This window comes from Streptomyces sp. NPDC045846, from assembly GCF_056431605.1.
On sequence record NZ_JBWKKJ010000022.1, the window covers coordinates 24,491 to 40,665 of the forward strand.

The 16,175-nt window shown below is 72.9% G+C and carries 10 protein-coding genes; 4 read left to right on the forward strand and 6 right to left on the reverse strand.

The window, feature by feature from the left end:
* The first annotated feature begins 14 nt into the window (after window positions 1–14).
* The 4 genes from pdxR (at window position 15) to AC07F3_RS38155 (ending at window position 5,688) form a co-directional block, all read left to right on the forward strand.
* Window positions 15–1,466, forward strand: coding sequence for a MocR-like pyridoxine biosynthesis transcription factor PdxR (gene pdxR, locus AC07F3_RS38140; RefSeq protein ID WP_479119430.1), 1,452 nt, complete (start codon window positions 15–17; stop codon window positions 1,464–1,466).
* A gap of 281 nt (window positions 1,467–1,747) precedes the next feature.
* The gene (gene gntD, locus AC07F3_RS38145) at window positions 1,748–2,830 is read left to right on the forward strand and encodes a guanitoxin biosynthesis L-enduracididine beta-hydroxylase GntD (RefSeq protein WP_479119431.1); all 1,083 of its coding nucleotides are present in this window, start codon (window positions 1,748–1,750) and stop codon (window positions 2,828–2,830) included.
* Window positions 2,831–2,980: 150 nt separating this feature from the next.
* Window positions 2,981–4,249, forward strand: coding sequence for an ATP-grasp domain-containing protein (locus tag AC07F3_RS38150; RefSeq protein ID WP_479119432.1), 1,269 nt, complete (start codon window positions 2,981–2,983; stop codon window positions 4,247–4,249).
* 137 nt (window positions 4,250–4,386) lie between these two features.
* Window positions 4,387–5,688, forward strand: coding sequence for an MFS transporter (locus tag AC07F3_RS38155; protein WP_479119434.1), 1,302 nt, complete (start codon window positions 4,387–4,389; stop codon window positions 5,686–5,688).
* Between the two features lie 331 nt (window positions 5,689–6,019).
* Here the strand turns inward: AC07F3_RS38155 and AC07F3_RS38160 are convergent, their stop codons facing one another.
* The 6 genes from AC07F3_RS38160 to AC07F3_RS38185 all read right to left on the reverse strand — a co-directional run bounded on the left by AC07F3_RS38160 (window position 6,020) and on the right by AC07F3_RS38185 (window position 16,115).
* Complete coding sequence (locus tag AC07F3_RS38160) at window positions 6,020–6,325, reverse strand: acyl carrier protein (RefSeq protein ID WP_479119436.1); 306 nt, start codon at window positions 6,323–6,325, stop codon at window positions 6,020–6,022.
* 85 nt (window positions 6,326–6,410) lie between these two features.
* A complete protein-coding gene (locus AC07F3_RS38165; protein ID WP_479119437.1) occupies window positions 6,411–7,055 on the reverse strand; it encodes an FMN-binding negative transcriptional regulator in 645 nt (214 codons plus the stop codon).
* A gap of 26 nt (window positions 7,056–7,081) precedes the next feature.
* Window positions 7,082–8,578 carry a leucyl aminopeptidase family protein gene (locus tag AC07F3_RS38170; protein ID WP_479119438.1) on the reverse strand — a complete coding sequence of 499 codons (1,497 nt, stop codon included), beginning with the start codon at window positions 8,576–8,578 and terminating at the stop codon, window positions 7,082–7,084.
* Window positions 8,579–8,597: 19 nt separating this feature from the next.
* Window positions 8,598–10,547 carry a carbamoyltransferase family protein gene (locus tag AC07F3_RS38175; RefSeq protein ID WP_479119439.1) on the reverse strand — a complete coding sequence of 650 codons (1,950 nt, stop codon included), beginning with the start codon at window positions 10,545–10,547 and terminating at the stop codon, window positions 8,598–8,600.
* A gap of 61 nt (window positions 10,548–10,608) precedes the next feature.
* Entirely contained in the window at window positions 10,609–11,727 is a 1,119-nt protein-coding gene (locus AC07F3_RS38180) for an acyl-CoA dehydrogenase family protein (RefSeq protein WP_479119440.1), read from the reverse strand.
* Complete coding sequence (locus tag AC07F3_RS38185; RefSeq protein WP_479119441.1) at window positions 11,724–16,115, reverse strand: non-ribosomal peptide synthetase; 4,392 nt, start codon at window positions 16,113–16,115, stop codon at window positions 11,724–11,726. The genes AC07F3_RS38180 and AC07F3_RS38185 overlap by 4 nt, the downstream gene beginning before the upstream one ends.
* Window positions 16,116–16,175 lie beyond the last annotated feature (60 nt).

Consider the following 16,175-nt stretch of genomic DNA (forward strand, 5'->3'; position numbering starts at 1 on the left):
AGGGTAGATCGAAGATGCCACCTGCAGAGGGAACGCCCCGCGGACAGCGGGCGAAACCCCAGCTGGCCCTGCCTGTCGCACTCGATCGCGGCGCGGACCGGCCCTTGGTCGCCCAGCTCGTCGAGGCATTGCGTGAAGCGGTGCTCTCCGGCCTGTTGCCCCCGGGTGAACGGCTTCCCTCCACCCGCACCCTCGCCCAGGACCTCGCCGTCTCGCGCACGGTGACCGCCGAGGCGTACGTCCGTCTCGAAGCCGAAGGCTTCCTGGTGGGCCGGGCCGGCGCGGGCACCTATGTGGCTCGGCTCAACAAGGCTGCCGGGCAAGCGGTTTCGGGTGCCGGAGCCCCGGTCCCGCCCGGCCGGCCGAAGCCTTCGCCGCGCCCCGCGCTCAGCCTGTGCACCGGTGAGACGGGACCGGTGCACGAAGGCAGCGACGGGTGGGCACAGGCCTGGCGGGCGACGGCCCGCACGGCCGCCCCGACCCGCTACCAGGAGGCCGCGGGGCTGCCCGAACTGCGGGCCGAGATCGCGGCCTATCTGGCCCGGGCCCGCGGCCTGGTCTGCGCCCCGGACGACATCGTGGTGACCAGCGGTACGACCCAGTCCATGGATCTCGTCTTCCGTACCCTGCTGAGCGCGGACGACACCGTCGCCTGCGAGGACCCCGGCCACCCCGTGGTCCGTTCGCTGTTCCGGGCCCACGGGCTCGACGTGCTGTCGGTGCCGGTGGACGAGGACGGGGCCCGGGTGGACATCCTGGCGGCGCAGGCCGCGGCGCCCCGGCTGATGCACGTGACGCCCTCGCACCAGTTCCCGCTCGGCGTGCGGATGAGTGTCGGCAGGCGGCTCGACCTCGTCATGTGGGCGCGCGAGCACAACGCCTGGATTCTGGAGGACGACTACGACAGCGAGTACCGCTACAACGGCCCGCCCTTGCCTGCGCTGGCCGGGCTCGACCGGGAGCGGGTCGTCTACCTCGGCTCCCTCTCCAAGGTCCTCACCCCGGCGCTGCGCTGCGGATATCTGGTGGCCCCCGGCGGGCTTGCGGAGCGGATCGCCCGGCTGAAGGACCACGTGGACGGCCCGTTGAGCTGGCCGGTGCAGCAGACCGTGCTGCACCTGCTCTCCTCTGGTGCCCTGGAACGGCGCATCCGCCGGACCCGGCTGCGCTACGGGCGGGCCAGGGGCGTGCTCCGCCGGGCGCTGGAGCCCGTCTCGGACGTGGTGACCCTGACCGGTCTCGATGCCGGGCTGCACGCGGTGCTGCTGCTCGACGGCACGATCAGTGGCGCGGACGTGGTGCGCCGGGCCGCCGAACTCGGCGTGGAGGTGACCCCGTTGTCCGTGTTCCAGCACGGCCCCAAGGCCACCGACGGTCTGGTCGTCGGATACGCGGGGCTCTCCCTCGATGACCTCGCCGCAGCGGGCTCGCTCCTGACGAAGGCGATCGCCGAACACCGCGCGTAATCGCCTGCTGTCCGTGTGCGGACTTGTCCTCACACGGACACGGGGAGTGTTGGACTCCGGCGATCGAGGTCCTCCAGACTTCTGGCCAGGGAGTTCTCTCGTATACGGGGTGAGGGACCGCGCCGGGTCACCGCCCGGGCGGAGCGGGGCGGCAGGCGCCGCCGCCCTCTGCCGATCGCCTCGGATCAGCCGCCGTTGCTCGTAGCCCATGCCTTGGGCCCCTCGGCCGCGGAGACCTCCGCCTGAGCGTTCCAACCTCTTCACGAAAAAGGATCGTCACCGTGCCGAATTTGACCATGCCCACGGCCCCCGAGCTGACGCTGCGCGCCGCCGACCAGGTGCCCTGCCTGGAGCTCACGGACACCGAGCGGGCTCAGGTGCAGGACATCGCGGACTACGTGCTGGACAGCGAGACCGAGCAGCCGCTGGAGCAGCGGCTCGGTCAGCTCTCGCTGCTCTCGCACGAGCTTCCGGCGCGGGTGCGGGCGACCATCAACCAGTTCCGCCTCACCGGGCGGCCGTTCGGCGGGTTCGTGATCTCGAACCTGCCGATCGACGAGGCCCAGGCCGGGCCCACCCCGCTGAGCTACACGGACGTGCCGGACAGCCGTGAGGCCAAGCGGGCCGCGGCCTCCCTGCTGCTCCTCGGCTCCCTCCTGGGCGACCCGGTCTCCTACCTCACCCAGCAGCGCGGCCGCATGGTCCTCGATCTCTTCCCGATCGCGGGACACGAGAACGAGCAGCTCGGCTCCAGCTCCACGGTCAACCTGGAGTGGCACAACGAGGACGCGTTCCACCCGCTGCGCGCGGACTGGATCATGCTGGTCGGGCTGCGCAACCACGACAAGGTGCCGACGACCTTCGCGCCGGTCCAGGACGTCGAGCTCGACGCCAAGACCCTCGAAGTGCTCTTCCAGGAGCGGTTCGTGATCCTGCCGGACGAGTCGCACACCGCCGGCTTCAACGCCAGCACCACCGGCGTGGACGAGGGCGATTGGGTCGCGGAGGCCTTCCGCAAGATCGCCGAGATGAACGAGGAGCCCCGCCGCACCGCGGTGCTCTCCGGCGACCCCGCGTCGCCCTTCATCTGCATCGACCCGGCCTTCATGCCGCGGGACCTCGAACCGGAGGCCGCGGCCGCCCTCGACGCGGTCATCAAGGGCATCGACGCGAAGCTGCGCGATGTCTCGCTCGCCCCCGGCGAGATGCTGATCGTCGACAACAAGCGGGCCGTCCACGGCCGCCGCCCGTTCGCCGCCCGCTACGACGGCACGGACCGCTGGCTGCGCCGCATCAACGTGATGGCCGACCTCCGCAAGGCGGAGGGCCGTCGCTACTCGGACCACGGCCGCGCCCTGGTCTGACCGTGCCCCGTCGGCCGGGTCCGCCCCCGGGCGGGTCCGGCCGTCCCTCCGGCCGGGCCCGGCGGGCCGCCTCCCGTACTTGGACCGCCGACGGCCGGCCACCGTAGCCCCCTCAGCCCGACCACCGCTCAACACGACAAGGAACGCCACATGTCAGACTCGCTTTCCAGCACCGGTGAACCGCGCACCAGGGTCCTGATCGTCGAGCCGGTCTCCTCGGGCACCAGAATGCTGGAGGACGCGCACCGCCTCGGGTTCGAGGTCGTCGTGGCCAGCGCCGGGGTGGACGACCGCAGTCTGCCGGCCGGACTCCTGGAGTTCGTGGACACCCTGCTCACCGTCGACACCAACGACGAGCGGGCGCTGGCGGACGCGGTGGTCGCCTTCCACGCCGAGCACCCCGTGGACGCCCTCGTGCCGGGTGCCGAGTTCTACATACCCGCGGTGACCCGCCTCGTTCATCGCCTCGGGCTGCCCGGCCTGCCGCTGGAGGCCGTCGATCTGGTGCGCAACAAGGCCCTGATGCGGGAGCGGACGGCCGCGGCCGGGCTGCGGGTGCCGCGGCATGTGCAGGCGGCGAGCGCCGAGGAAATCGAGTACGCCGCCGAGGCCATCGGGTTCCCCTGCGTGATCAAGCCCGTCGAGTCGTCGGGCAGCATCCATGTGCGCCGCGCCGACACGGTCAACGAACTGCGGGCCGCGTTCGAGGAGTTGGCCGAGGACCGCCGACTGGACCTGGGCTTCGCGCTGGACACCCGGGTGGTCGTCGAGGAGTACGTGGACGGGCCGGAGTTCAGCGCCGACGGCTATGTCCATGACGGCCAGGTCGTGGTGCTCTCGGTGACCCGCAAACTCCTGGGCCCGGAGCCGTACTTCGTGGAGCTGGGGCACATCGTCCCGTCCGCCGTCCCCGCGGACGTCGTGGAGCGCGTGACGGAGTACGTGCGCGCGGTCACGGCGGCCGTGTGCATCTCCTCCGGCCCGTTCCACTGTGAACTGCGGCTGCCCGAAGACCAGCCCGTACTGATCGAGATCGCGGCGCGGCTGCCCGGCGACCGGATCACCGAGCTGGTTCAGCTCACCACCGGAACCTCCATGTCGCGGGTGATGCTGGCCGCGTACCTGGGCCGGGCGCCGCGGGAGCTCGGCGCGGACGGCGAGCGGCAGGTGAAGTGTGCCGGAATCCGCTACTTCACCGCCGAGGGCCTGAGCAGCTACTCCGAGCTGAAGGGCTGGGAGGAGGCCGCGGCCCGGCCCGAGGTGATGGAGACCGGCGTGGTGATCGCCGCGGGCGAGGAGATCCCGCCCCTGCACGACTTCCGCGGCCGTATCGGCTACGCGCTCTTCTCGGCCGACTCCGCCGAGCAGGCACGGGAGATCTGGCAGGAGCTCGGAGAGACGGTCGTCCCCCTGCCGTAGGCAGGCCGGCGTGCCGGGCGCGGACGGCCCGGCGACGCCGCCCCCACCCCTCAGGGCGCCCGCACCGGTCCGGTGCGGGCGCCGTGCCCGTTCGTAGCGGCCGAGTTGCCCGAGGCCCCTGTCCCCACGGAGACTCCATGACCACAAGCTCCTCGCGTGTCTTGACCACCGTTCAGCGCTATTACGCCCTGCGCGCGGTCGGCTGGCTGACTGACCAGTTGATCCAGTTCCTGCTGCCGGTGCTCGCCTACCAGGCCACCGGCGAACTGTCCTGGTCGGGACTTGTCCTGGCCGCGCAATGGGTTCCGCGGCTCTTGTCGCTGCCGGTCGCTGGACTGCTCGCGGACCGGTTCCCCGAGCAGCGGATCTACTGCGTCAACGACGTCGTCCGGGTGGTGCTCGGGGGCGTGGCAACCGTGCTCGCCGTGGTCCTGGAGGGCCAGGCGTTCACCATCGTGATCGTCTTCGCCCTGCTGGCCGGGATCTGCTGCGAGCAGGTGCTGGTGGCGGGCGAGAAGCTGGCGGGGACTCTCGTGGCGCCGGAGCGGATGCACCGCGCGCAGAGCGTGCTGAGCGGAATCGAGCAGGGGACCCTGCTGCTCGCGCCCGTCGTCGGCGGGGCGCTGCTGCTGACCGGCCCGCTGCCCATCGTGGCGGTGATCGCGGGCCTGTTCGGCGTGAGCCTGCTGCTGAGCCTCAGTCTGCCGCGTGGCGCGGGCGGCGGTGGGCACCGGCCGGCCCCGGCCGAGGGGGCTCCGGTGCGCCGACTGCTGCGCGACTCGGTGGCCGGCGCCCGCAACGTGGTGCGGATCCCCGTGCTCAGGACCATCGTCCTCGCCACCATGTGCGTCAACATCATGCTCGGCCTGATCCAGGGTGCGGCCCCGGCGCTCGCCGCCGACCGCTACGGCCGCAGCGAAGGCGCGCTGGGTCTCGTGTACTCGGGCGCGGGTCTGGTGGCCATGGCGACGCTGACCGCGGTGCCGCTGCTGATCCGCCGGTTCGGCTTTCTGGGCGTGGCCCTCGCGAGCACGGTGGTCCAGGGCGTGGTCTTCACCGCGCTCGGCCCCAGCACCGGTTTCTTCTTCTTCGCCGCGATGGTCGCGGTGTTCATGGCGGGCGACAGCGTCTTCAGCGTGGTCATCCGGACCTTGCGGCTGCGCGTCGTGGCCAGCGACGAGTTCGGGCGGACGGTCGCGGCCGTCTCCCTGCTGAACTTTCTCTCCCTGCCGCTGGCCGGTGCGCTGCTTGCGGTGGCGGGCCCGCTCGTGCCGCTGGGGGTCCTCATTCCGGTGGTCGGTGCGGCGGCGCTCGCCGGCCTGGTGGTGCTGATGGCGCGGCTCAAGCGGTACATGGCGGCCGAGCCGCTCCTGTTCGCGACGGAGCCGCCCGCCGACGGGGCCGAACGGCCGACGCCGGCGGAGCAGTCCGCCATGTGAGCCGAAGATCTTTTTTTGTTGCGAATGTATGTACGCGTAGCAGAATATGAATGCGGTGTGACGGACGGCGTCGCGAGGCGACAACGGGCCCGTCGCCCCGCTTTGGCGTGCGCACGCCGGGCGGCCGTGCTGACCACCGGGAGTGGGAATGACTCAAATGAACTGCAGCCAACGGAACCGATGTAGGAGGGGTGAAGAGGACAAGGGGGTCCCGGTCGTGGCGAACTGGCCCGGCGACATCATGGTCCCCGGGGATCTGATCTGGGGCTGACCCTCAGCTCCCGATGGGCCCGCATATTTATGCGGGCCTATTCCGGCGTTCGCCGACCCGTCACAGCTCCCCGGTCTCACGGGCCGGGCCGCCCGGCGCGAGCCCGAGCACATGGTGGGCCAGGCCGCCGAGCGTGGGATTCTCGACCACCGCGAGCACCGAGAGCGCGACCCCCAGCTCTTCGGAGACGACCGTGACCATCCGCATGGCCAGGAGCGAAGAGGCGCCCAGGGCGAAGAAGTTGTCTTCGGGCACGATCCGCAGGCCGGGCTCGCCGAACAGAGTGCGCCATACGGCGGCTATCCGCTCGCAGACCTCCGCATGGGTCGTTCCGGCGGGGACGGCGGGCAGGGAGGAAGTGGGCATCAACGGGCCTTTCTCATCACGTGGGTTGATCGGTCGTGCTCGGTGCGGCGGCCGAACGGCCGAGCCGGAGCGGCCCCGGCCGTGCTCAGCCGAGCCGCTCGGCGTTGTGTGCGTGCAACTGGTCGGCCAGGTGCGCCGAGGAGTCGAACGGCCGGCTGCGGAACGAGGCGATCTGCGCGAGAAGGTCCTCCTCCTTCTTGTTCTGACCGAACTTGAAGATGCCGTCGATCCGGTCGATGGGCAGCTCGAAGGCCACGATCATCGTGCGGAACTGCTCGACCAGGTCCCGCGGCGCCCGGTCCAGCGTCCAGGGCTCCTTGGGCAGCCGCCGGGACTCCTCCGCGGCGATCAGATCGTCGAGCTGCTCCAACTGTCCGGTGTCGTCCAGGAGTCGGGGCCGGCCGTAGACGTGCACCGCCGCGTAGTTCCAGGTGGGGAAGTGCGGCTCGGTCGCGTAGTCGTCCGGGCAGATGTACGCGTGCGGCCCGAGGAACGCCGCCATCACCTCGGCGCCGGCCGCCAGGGCGGGCACCACCGGATTGGCCTTGGCCAGATGGGCGCGCAGACGGCCGTACGGGCCGTGCTCGGGCCCCCGGTCGAGCACGAAGGGGATGTGGGTGCCGTGCGGCCGGCCGTCCACCGTCGCGGTGAGCATGCCGAAACGGTGCGCCTCGATCAGCTCGTGCTGCTGGGCGAGGTCCTCGGAACGGTACAGTCCGGGTGCGTACATGGATGATCCTCGGAAGATGGGGCGCTTCAGCGCGTGCAGAGCCAGCGGGCCAGGGTGCCGGCGCCGAACCCGGTGGCGCCCGCGTTGTAGTAGCCGTCGATCCGGGGGGACCACGCCGGCTCGGTGATCTCCAGATGGGCCCAGCTGCCCGCCGGCGCGAACCGGCGGAGGAAGGCGGCAGCCGTCGCCGCGTCGCCGCTCTCGGGCCCGGCCGCCCTCAAGTTGGCGAACGGGGCCCAGAGTTCTTCGTCGTACTCGTCCACGAGCGGGAGCCGCCACAGCAGTTCCCCCGCGTCGTGACCGGCCGTGACAAGGTGCGTCGCGAGCGCCTCGTGGGTGCTCCACAGGCCGGCCGCCTTCGGCCCGAGCGCGGCCGCGACGGGCAGGCCGAGCGCGGAGACGCTGACGGTGCGTACCGCGCCCAGCCGCCCCGCGAGATGCAGGGCGTCCGCCAGCATGAGCCGACCGTGCGCGTCCTCGTGGTTGACCTCGACGGTGGCACCGGACGCGGTCGTCACCAGGTCCCCCACCCGGAGCGCGCCCGGCCCTGCGGCCTTCGCCACCGCCGGGATCAGCAGATGGGCCTCGCTCCGGCCGCCGAGCGCGGCCAGCGCGGCCGCGGCGCCGAGCACCGCGCCGGCCCCCGCCATGTATTTCTTCGCCCCCTCGACCGCACCGCCCGACCGCAGCACGCCCCGGTCGTCATGGGTGAGTCCGAGGCCGATCACCGCGACGGGCGGACCGGAGGGGGTCGCGGGGTGGTGGCTGAGCCGGATGAAGCGGGCCGGGTCCGCGCCGGCGGCCGCTGCGGCGGCGAAGCCGGTAAGACCCTGTTCCCGGCACTGGTCCGCGTCCCACACCTCGACGTCGAAGCGGCCCTCGCTGGCCGTCAGCGCCGCCGCCTCCTGCGCGAGCCGTTCGGGAGTGATCAGGTTCGCGGGGGCGGCCACCAGCTCCCGGGCCAGCACCACGGCATCGGTGAACGCCTCGGCGCGGCGCAGGAGTTGCTCGGGTGCCGAGCAGCCGAGCAGCTCGACCGACTCGGGCTCACGCGGCAGGTCCGAGCCGTAGTCGGCGCGGAACCGGTCGGGCAGCACATTCCACCGGCCGCAGTGGACGGCCAGGCTCAGGCCCTCGACGAAATGCTCGACGACCTCCTGGCCCGCGGCTCGCCAGGAGGAAAGCGCCACCCCGACACGTCGGTTGGGACCCGCGGTCAGGGTGCGGGCCAGGGCGGCGCCCGCACGCCGTGCGGTATGCGGAGTCACCTCCTCGGGCCGGCCGAGACCGATCAGCACGAGCCGCTCGCACCGGCCCGGCACGCCCGGCCCCGTGACCAGTTCGTCGCGGGCGCCGCCGAAGGAGTCGTACGCCAGCAGCCGGCCGACGGCGTCGCCGAGCTCGGCGTCGAGGCCGCTCGGCCACGGCTGGGCCGTCGGCGCCCCGGCGTCGGCGTAGATGCCCAGGGCGAGCACCTCGCCGGTCCACTGGGCCGGGGCGTCACCGGAGATGGTGAGTTTCATCGTTCCTCCCAGAGGTGCATCAGGCGCGGGTGATGCGCAGACCGGCCAGGTACAGCACGTCGAGTTCGGTCTTCAGGAAGAGGTCGATGGCCTCCTCGGGTCGCTCGACGATCGGCTCTCCCGGTCCGTTGAGGGAGGTGTTCATCACCACCGGCACGCCCGTCCTGCGGTGGAAGGCCGCGATCGCGGCGTGGTAGCCGCCCGCCGACTCATCGACCGTCTGGATGCGCGCGGTGCCGTCCACATGGGTCACGGCGGGGATCCCCGGATGCCGCACCGTCGCGTTGAACAGCATGTACGGCGAGGGCAGCGGCACGTTCCCGAACCAGTCGGCCGCGCACTCGGCGAGTACCGCGGGGGCGAACGGGCGCCATCCCTCACGGCTCTTGATGGCGTTCACCCGTGGCCAGTTCCGCGCGTCACGGGGGTCGGCGAGGATCGACCGGTGGCCGAGCGCCCGCGGTCCCGCCTCGCTGCCGCCCTCGAACCAGGCCACCACGCGGTTGGCGACGAGGTCGTCCGCCACCCGCTCCGCCAGTGCCTCGCCGGCGCCCGGCTGCTCGACCGTGATCCGGTCGCCCGCGGCGGCGACCGCCCGCGCGACCTCGTCGGCCGTCGCGGCCGCGCCGAGGTAGGGCGAAGGCGGGCGGACCTCGCTGCCCGCGGCCGGCACCGGGTGGTCCAGGATCGAGTGATACACCGCGAGCGCCGCACCGATGGCGATGCCCCCGTCGTCACACGCCGGCTCGACGAAGACGCTCTCGAACGGCCCGTCCTGCGCGATCTGGCTGTTCGAGGGGCAGTTGAGGGCCGTGCCGCCGGACATGCACAGCGCGGGCACCGTCATGCCGCCCGCGCCCAGCGAGGCGTGCAGCGTCCGCACGGCCTCCATCCGCACTTCCTCGAAGAGCTTCTGGGTGCTGGCCGCGATGTCGGCGTTCACCGGGGCGGTGGCCCGCTCCGGGTCGCCGTACGGAGCGAGGTCGTACCCCATGCGCTCGGCCTCGCGCCGGCAGTGCCGCAGCCATGCGGTCGCGACGTCCACCGGGAAGCGCTCCCGCAGGTCGGCGTGGTTGCCCAGGAACCGGGACGCGTAGAAGCGGGGCCGGCCGTAGGCGGCCAGGCCCATCAGCTTTCCGGCCGGGCCCACCACGCCGAGGCCGAGGGCGGCGCCCACCCGGTCGTACAGGCCGCCCAGACCCAGGTGGTGCGGGGCGAGCGGGTACAGGGCCTGCTCGCGGCCCAGGTAGAACATGCCGCTGTGGTAACTCTCGCCCTCGGCGTAACCGTCGTGCGTGAGCACGGCGGCCTCGCGGAACCCGGAGGCGTAGTACACGCTGCCCGCGTGGGCCAGGTGGTGGTGGACGGCGTACCCGGGAACCGTGATCCCGTCGAGCGTCACGTGCACCGGCAGGTGGAAGCCGTAGCGGTGGCGTTCCTCGGCCGCCACGGGCGCGGCCGCCAGCTCCGCGAGGCCCCGGTCCCCGGCCCAGTCCGGCACGGTGACGAAGTCGTCGACCCAGGGGGTGACCGGGACGTCCGCCCGCTCCCGCGTCGCGTACTCCGGGTACAGGCGCGCGTAGGAGCGGCCCAGCCAGGTGGCGGACAGGTCCGGGTCGTAGAGGAAGTCCAACAGGCTTCCGCCGCCCCGCAGTTCGGCCGCCCGGGGCTCCTCATCCAGGAGCGTGCAGGGCCGGCCGAACACATCGGTCGCCGCGTAGGTGACGGACAGGGATGCCGGGTCGTCGACGATCAGCTCCACCCCCTGGGTGGAGCAGACCGCGACCGCGTCCAGGTCGTCGGCGCGCACACCGGCCACGTCGAGTGCCCTGCGCACGGTGGCCACATCGAGGGTGGCCGCGTGCTTGACCCGGGTGTGCCGCTCCCGCAGCACGTACGAGACGACGGCCCCGTCACGAAGGACGGAGACGGCCGCGTCATGGCCGAAGTGGAGGCCTAGGACGATCATCGAATCTCCAAGTGCTGCGCCCCGCGGGCGCGTCGATCGGTCTGCGAGGTGGGTGACGCGGTCACATCAGGGTCAGTCCGCCGCCGTCGAGCCAGGTGTCGAGCCGCTCCCGCGCGGAGATCTCGGACGGCGGGTGGAAGGCGAGGCCCCGGCTCGCGGCCAGGGCGTCCACGCCCTCCGAGCCCGTCACGAACGGCATCCCTCCCGCGAGTTCCAGGGCCCGGTCGGTGGCCTCCGCGATGGCCCGTTGCGCGGTGTAGCGGACGAGCAGGGACCGGCCGAGCAGGTCGTCGTCCACCCGCCCCGCATCCACTTCCCCGGCCACCGACTCCAGCGCGGCGCACACCGTCTCCAGCGGTGCCAGAGCGGCCAGCCGGTCCCCGGGGGTGCCCCGCTTGAAGGTGTACAGCGCTTCCACCTGGCCGGTGGCGATGCCGAGGTAGGAGGCGGTGATGAGGAGCTGGAACCAGAGGAGGTTGGAGGTCAGGCGGCCCGGGGTGAGCGCCGGGTCCCCGAGCGGGATGATCATGGAGTCCGGGACGTACACGCCGTCGAGGATCACCGCGTCGGTCTGGGTGGCGCGCAGTACCCGGTTGCGCCAGAACGGCTCGCGCCGGATCCCGGCCCCGGTGGCGGGGATCACCAGCATGAGGAGCTGGCCCTCCAGCTCGGTGCCGGCCGGTGCGGTCGCCGTCATCGACAGCAGTCCCATGGAGCGGGTGAGCGAGCACGGGCGTTTGGTGCCCGACACCGTGAGGCCGCCGTCGGCGGCGGCGACCCGGATGCCGGGCGCGAACAGACTCCGGCCCACCTGGCCCTCCGCGCCGCAGGACGCGACGAGATGCCGCTTGTCGGCGATCTCGCGGAGCACACCGGCGGCGTCGGCGCCGAGCGCGTCGGCCAGCCAGGCGACCTTGTAGTGGTGCATGGTCGTGGCGACGGCGAGGGCCGGCGCCCTAGAGCCGATCGCCCGCTGGAGCCGTACGCCGTCGTGGCAGCCCAGTCCGGCGCCGCCGAGGTCGCGGGGGACGAACAGATTGCCGCCGCCGGCCCGCCGGAAGTCCTCGACTAGGTCGCCGTCCGGGTCCTCGGCGCCGCTGATCCCCAGCTCGGCGAGCCATTCGTCGAAGCCGGGCAGGTGTGCGTCGAGCAGGGCCCGCTCGGCACTCAGTGGTCTCATCCCCGTGCTCCTCTCGGGCGGCCGGCGGTGGCGGCCGCGGTGCACTGTGCGATCCGGTGGGCCAGCCGGGCCGCGGCCGCCCCGCGCACCACCGAGAAGTGGTCCTCGTCGGCGGTGTGCACGGGGCCGGGGTCCGGGACGACCTCGTCGAGCGGCAGCAGTCCGGGGAAGGCGTTCCGCGAGGTCCGCCCGGCGCGGATCGACAGCCAGGGGTCGCTGGGGCGGGGGATCGGCGGGCCGGGGCTCCAGGCGACCGGCGTATGCCGCTCCAGGATCTCCGCGTTGTTGCGGTACACCGCGAACAGCCGTGCCAGCTCGGCCGGTTCGAGGGCGGACTCGATCAGGCCCGAGCGGACCAGGGAGTCGTGGGCCGCGAACAGCCGCTCCTCCTCGGAGGCGTCCGTCGCGGCCGGGATACGCCCCGCGAGGTCGCTCCGGCCGAGCAGATCGCCGAAGAAGCCCGCCAGTCGCGCCTCGAGCGGAGGTGTGCACCCGTCCGGGCGGCCGACGAAGGAGTCGATCGTGGTCAGGGAGGTCACCGGGCGCCCCTCCTGCTCCAGGACCACCGCCGTGTGCAGGGCCACGGTGCCTCCCAGGGACCAGCCCACCAGATGGAGCGGGCCCTCGGGGAGCCGCTCGATGAGCGTGCGGGCGTAGTGCTTGGCCATGGCGTCGAGGCTGCTCGCGGCCTCCTCCGCGCCGTGCAGCCCGGCGGCCCGCAGCCCGTGCAGACGCACCCGTGCGGCCGGGCCCGGGTCGGCCGTCACCGCGGATACGACCTCCTCGTAGCACAGGACGTCGCCACCGACCGGGTGGACGAACAGCACGTGCTGGTCACCGCTGCCGCCGAAGCCGACCAGCGGACCGCCGTCGTCGCCCCGCGTCCCGCGGGGTTCCTCGCAGAGCAGGGCCGCCTGGGCGCGCACGGTCCTGTTCTGGAAGAGCGAGGCCAGCGGAAGCCGGCGGCCGAAGACCGTCTCGATGCGGCGGAAGAGCCGCACGGCGGTCAGCGAGCTGCCGCCCAGCGAGAAGAAGTCGTCGGTGACTCCGCCGTCGGTCCGGCCGAGCAACTCCCGCCACAGGTTCAGCAGTTGGGCCTCCGCAGGGGAGGCGGGGAGTTCCCCGGGCCTGTCGCCCGCGTCCCGGGCCGCGGGCCCTCGCGCGCCCCGCGCCGTGTCCGCGAGCAGCCCCAGGAGCGCCTTGCGGTCCACCTTGCCGTTCCCGCTCAGCGGCAGGTCGGGCACCTCGACCACGGTGGCGGGCACCATGTACGGAGGCAGTGTGGCGCCGAGCCGGTGCCGCAGCTCCGCCTCGTCCGGTGCGATCCGGGCCCCGCTCGTCGGGGTATCGGGCGCCTCCCGCGTGACGAACGCCGCCAGGAAGGGCTGGCTGTGCGAGGTGTCGACCAGCGCGACGCCGGTCTTGACTCCCGCGAGGCCCCTCAACTTGGCCTCGATCTCGCCCAGTTCGACCCGGTAGCCGTTGATCTTCACCTGGTGGTCGGCCCGCCCGAGGAATTCCAGGATTCCGCCCGGCCGGTAGCGGGCGCGGTCGCCCGTCCGGTAGAGGCGCTCACCGGTCGTGGGGTGGTGCAAAAACGAGGCGGCGGTGCGGTCGGGCTCGCCGAGGTAGCCGGTGGCCACACCGGTGCCGCCGATGTAGAGGTCGCCGGGCACCCAGACCGGGGCGTCGGCCAGGTTCCGGTCCAGGACGTGCATCGTCTGGTTCGCCAGCGGAGTCCCGTACGGCACGCTCTGCCAGCCGGCCGGAACGCCGGCCACGGGGTACCAGTTCGACCAGATCGACGCCTCGGTGGCACCGCCCATCGCGATGACCCGGGCGCCGGGGCAGAGCTCGGCCAGCCGGTCGAGCAGGGGCAGCGGGATCCAGTCGCCGCTGAGCATGATCAGGCGCAAGGACGCGAGGAGTTCGCGGGCCTGTTCGCCGAGGTACTCCAGAGTCAGCGCGAGCAGGGCGGGCACCGAGTTCCACACGGTGACGCCGAGGCGGTGCACGCTCTCGCCCCAGGCCTGCGGGTCCGGTACGGGGCTCTCGGGCGGGCACACCACGGTGCCGCCGCAGCCGAGCAGCGCGAACTGGTCGAAGACGGACAGGTCGAAGGCGAGCGAGGACACCGCGAGCACCTTGTCGGCGGCGGTCAGGGCGAATCGCCCGGTGAGGTCGAGCAGGGTGTTGACGGCGGCCCGGTGGGCGATGACCACGCCCTTGGGGGTACCGGTCGACCCGGAGGTGTAGATGACGTACGCCGTCCGGTCGAGGTCGGCGGGCGGTTCCACGGCGGTGTCCGACAGCCGGGGGGCGGACCCGTCGGCGGCGGTGTCGTCGAGCGGGACCGGGCACACGCCGTCGGGCAGCGGGCCGACCGCGTCCAGCGCCGTTCCGGTGACGAGCGCGCGGGCGCCGCTGTGCCGCAGCACCGTGTCGACCCGCTCCTGGGGCCAGCCCGGGTCGATCGGTACGTAGGCGCCCCCTGCGCGCAGCACCGCGAGGACGGCCACCGACTGCGCCCGGCCCCGGGGCACCCGGACACCGACGAGGTCGGGCGGCCCCGATGTCCGGCCGATGCCCAACCCGCGCAGCCGTGCCGCGAGTTCGAAGGAGGCCGCGTCGAGCTCGGCCCGGGTCAGCGTGCCGTCGGCGTCGTGGACGGCGGCCGTGTCCGGCGCGGTGCGGCAGGAGCGCAGGGCGAAGGAGTGCAACTCGCCCGTGGGCAGCGGGGTTTGCGTGGCGTTGGCCCGGACCCGGTCGGCCACCTGACCGGCCGGCAGCGGAGCGGGACCGGTCCCGCTCCACCCCTCGTCCCCGTCGGCCAACGCCCGCAGCCGCTCCCGGTGGTAGGCGGCCATCTCCTCGACCAGGCCCTCGGGATAGGCGCTTTCGGCGTAGTCGAAGTTGCAGACCAGGTCCCCGGCCTCCTCGTACACCTGGTGGTCCAGGAGGATCTGCGGGGTGCTGATCGAACTGTGCACCAGTTCCGCCCCGGGCAGCGCCAGCAGGAAGCCGGCGGGGGCGCCGTCGACCAGATCGAGTCCGCTGGTGAAGACCACGGGGGCCGGGCTGCCGGTGCCCCCTCGGCGGCTCTGCAGGGACCGGCTCACCTCTACTCCGGAGACCTCCAGTGCCGCCAGGTCGGCGTAGAGGCCGCTCTGGAGCCGGCGGCACCGGTCCGTGAAGGAGGTGCCGGCCTCGGCCGGGCCGTAGCCGACGAGCACCGTGCTGCTGGCGTTGCCCCAGACGCGCGGCAGCTGCGGATGGCTGCCGGGGCGGTGCGCGGCGAGGACGGTGACGACGCCGGCGGCGCCGTCCGACCAGCGGTGCAGTGTCTCGACGAACAGGGCGAACAGAGCGCTGCCCACCGGGAGTCCGGCGGCCGCGGCACGCGCCCGCAGGCGGGACCACGCCGGGGCGTCGAGCCGCACGGACAGACGGCGCAGCGGAGCACCGGGCCGGGGCTCACCGGCGGGCTCGGCCGCGGCGGGCCGGGCCGGCAGTGCGGGGGCGGGCGGGAGCTCGTCGGAGCGGCGTTCCCAGTAGCGCAGGGCCGAGTGGTGCGCACCGGCCGCGCGCCGCTCCTCAAGACCCCGTACGTAGTCGCGGAAGGAGAGGTCCAGCGCCTCCGGAAGGTAGGCGGGGTCGATACAACATCGGGCCAGCTCGGTAAAGAACAGCTGGGTGGTGACGCCGTCGAAGGCGATCAGTCGCAGGGCGATCTGGAGCCGGGCGGTGCCGTCGGGCAGCAGCACATGGCGCAGCAGGAAGGGACGGCCCTCGGTGTACGGCGGCAGGTCGTCGGCGAGGCGTTCGCGAAGGGCCAGGAGGGCCGCGTCGGCCGCCTCGCCGGACAGCGCGCTCAAGTCGTGCCGGTCGACCAGCAGCGGTTCCTCGCAGCCCTCGGGCACCGGCAGGATCCGCTGGGTGCCGTTCGCGAACACGGCGAGCCGCAGCGCCCCGTGGGCCCGGCGCAGCAGGGTCAGAGCCGTGTGCAGCGTGTCCGCGTCCGGTAGGGCGCCGGCCGCGAAGGCGTACTCGTGCACGAACACGGCGGGCGCCGCGTGGTCGTAGAAGTCCTGTTCGCCGACGAGGTAGGCCTGCTGCAGATCCGTCAGTGCGAAGGGGGCACCGGCGGCCTCGGGGTCGGCCGCGAAGTGCCAGGAGTCCTCGCCCTGGGAGGTGCCGGGTGCGGCCTCCCGGCGCAGCAGCTCGATGAGGTCGTCGCGGCAGGCCCGTACGGATCGGCGGAGTTCCTCGGTGAGCGCGCCGGGCGGCGCGGAATAGCGAAGGGCCCCGTCCTCCAGGTGCAGGACGAGTCCGGCGGCGTACAGCTTGTCGCGGACAGCGGCTGCTGCGGAGAGGGGTGAGCCCGGCATATTTCTTCTCCATAAACCGTCGAGGGAACGATGAAATGCTGCTGCCTTGCGGAGGGCGTG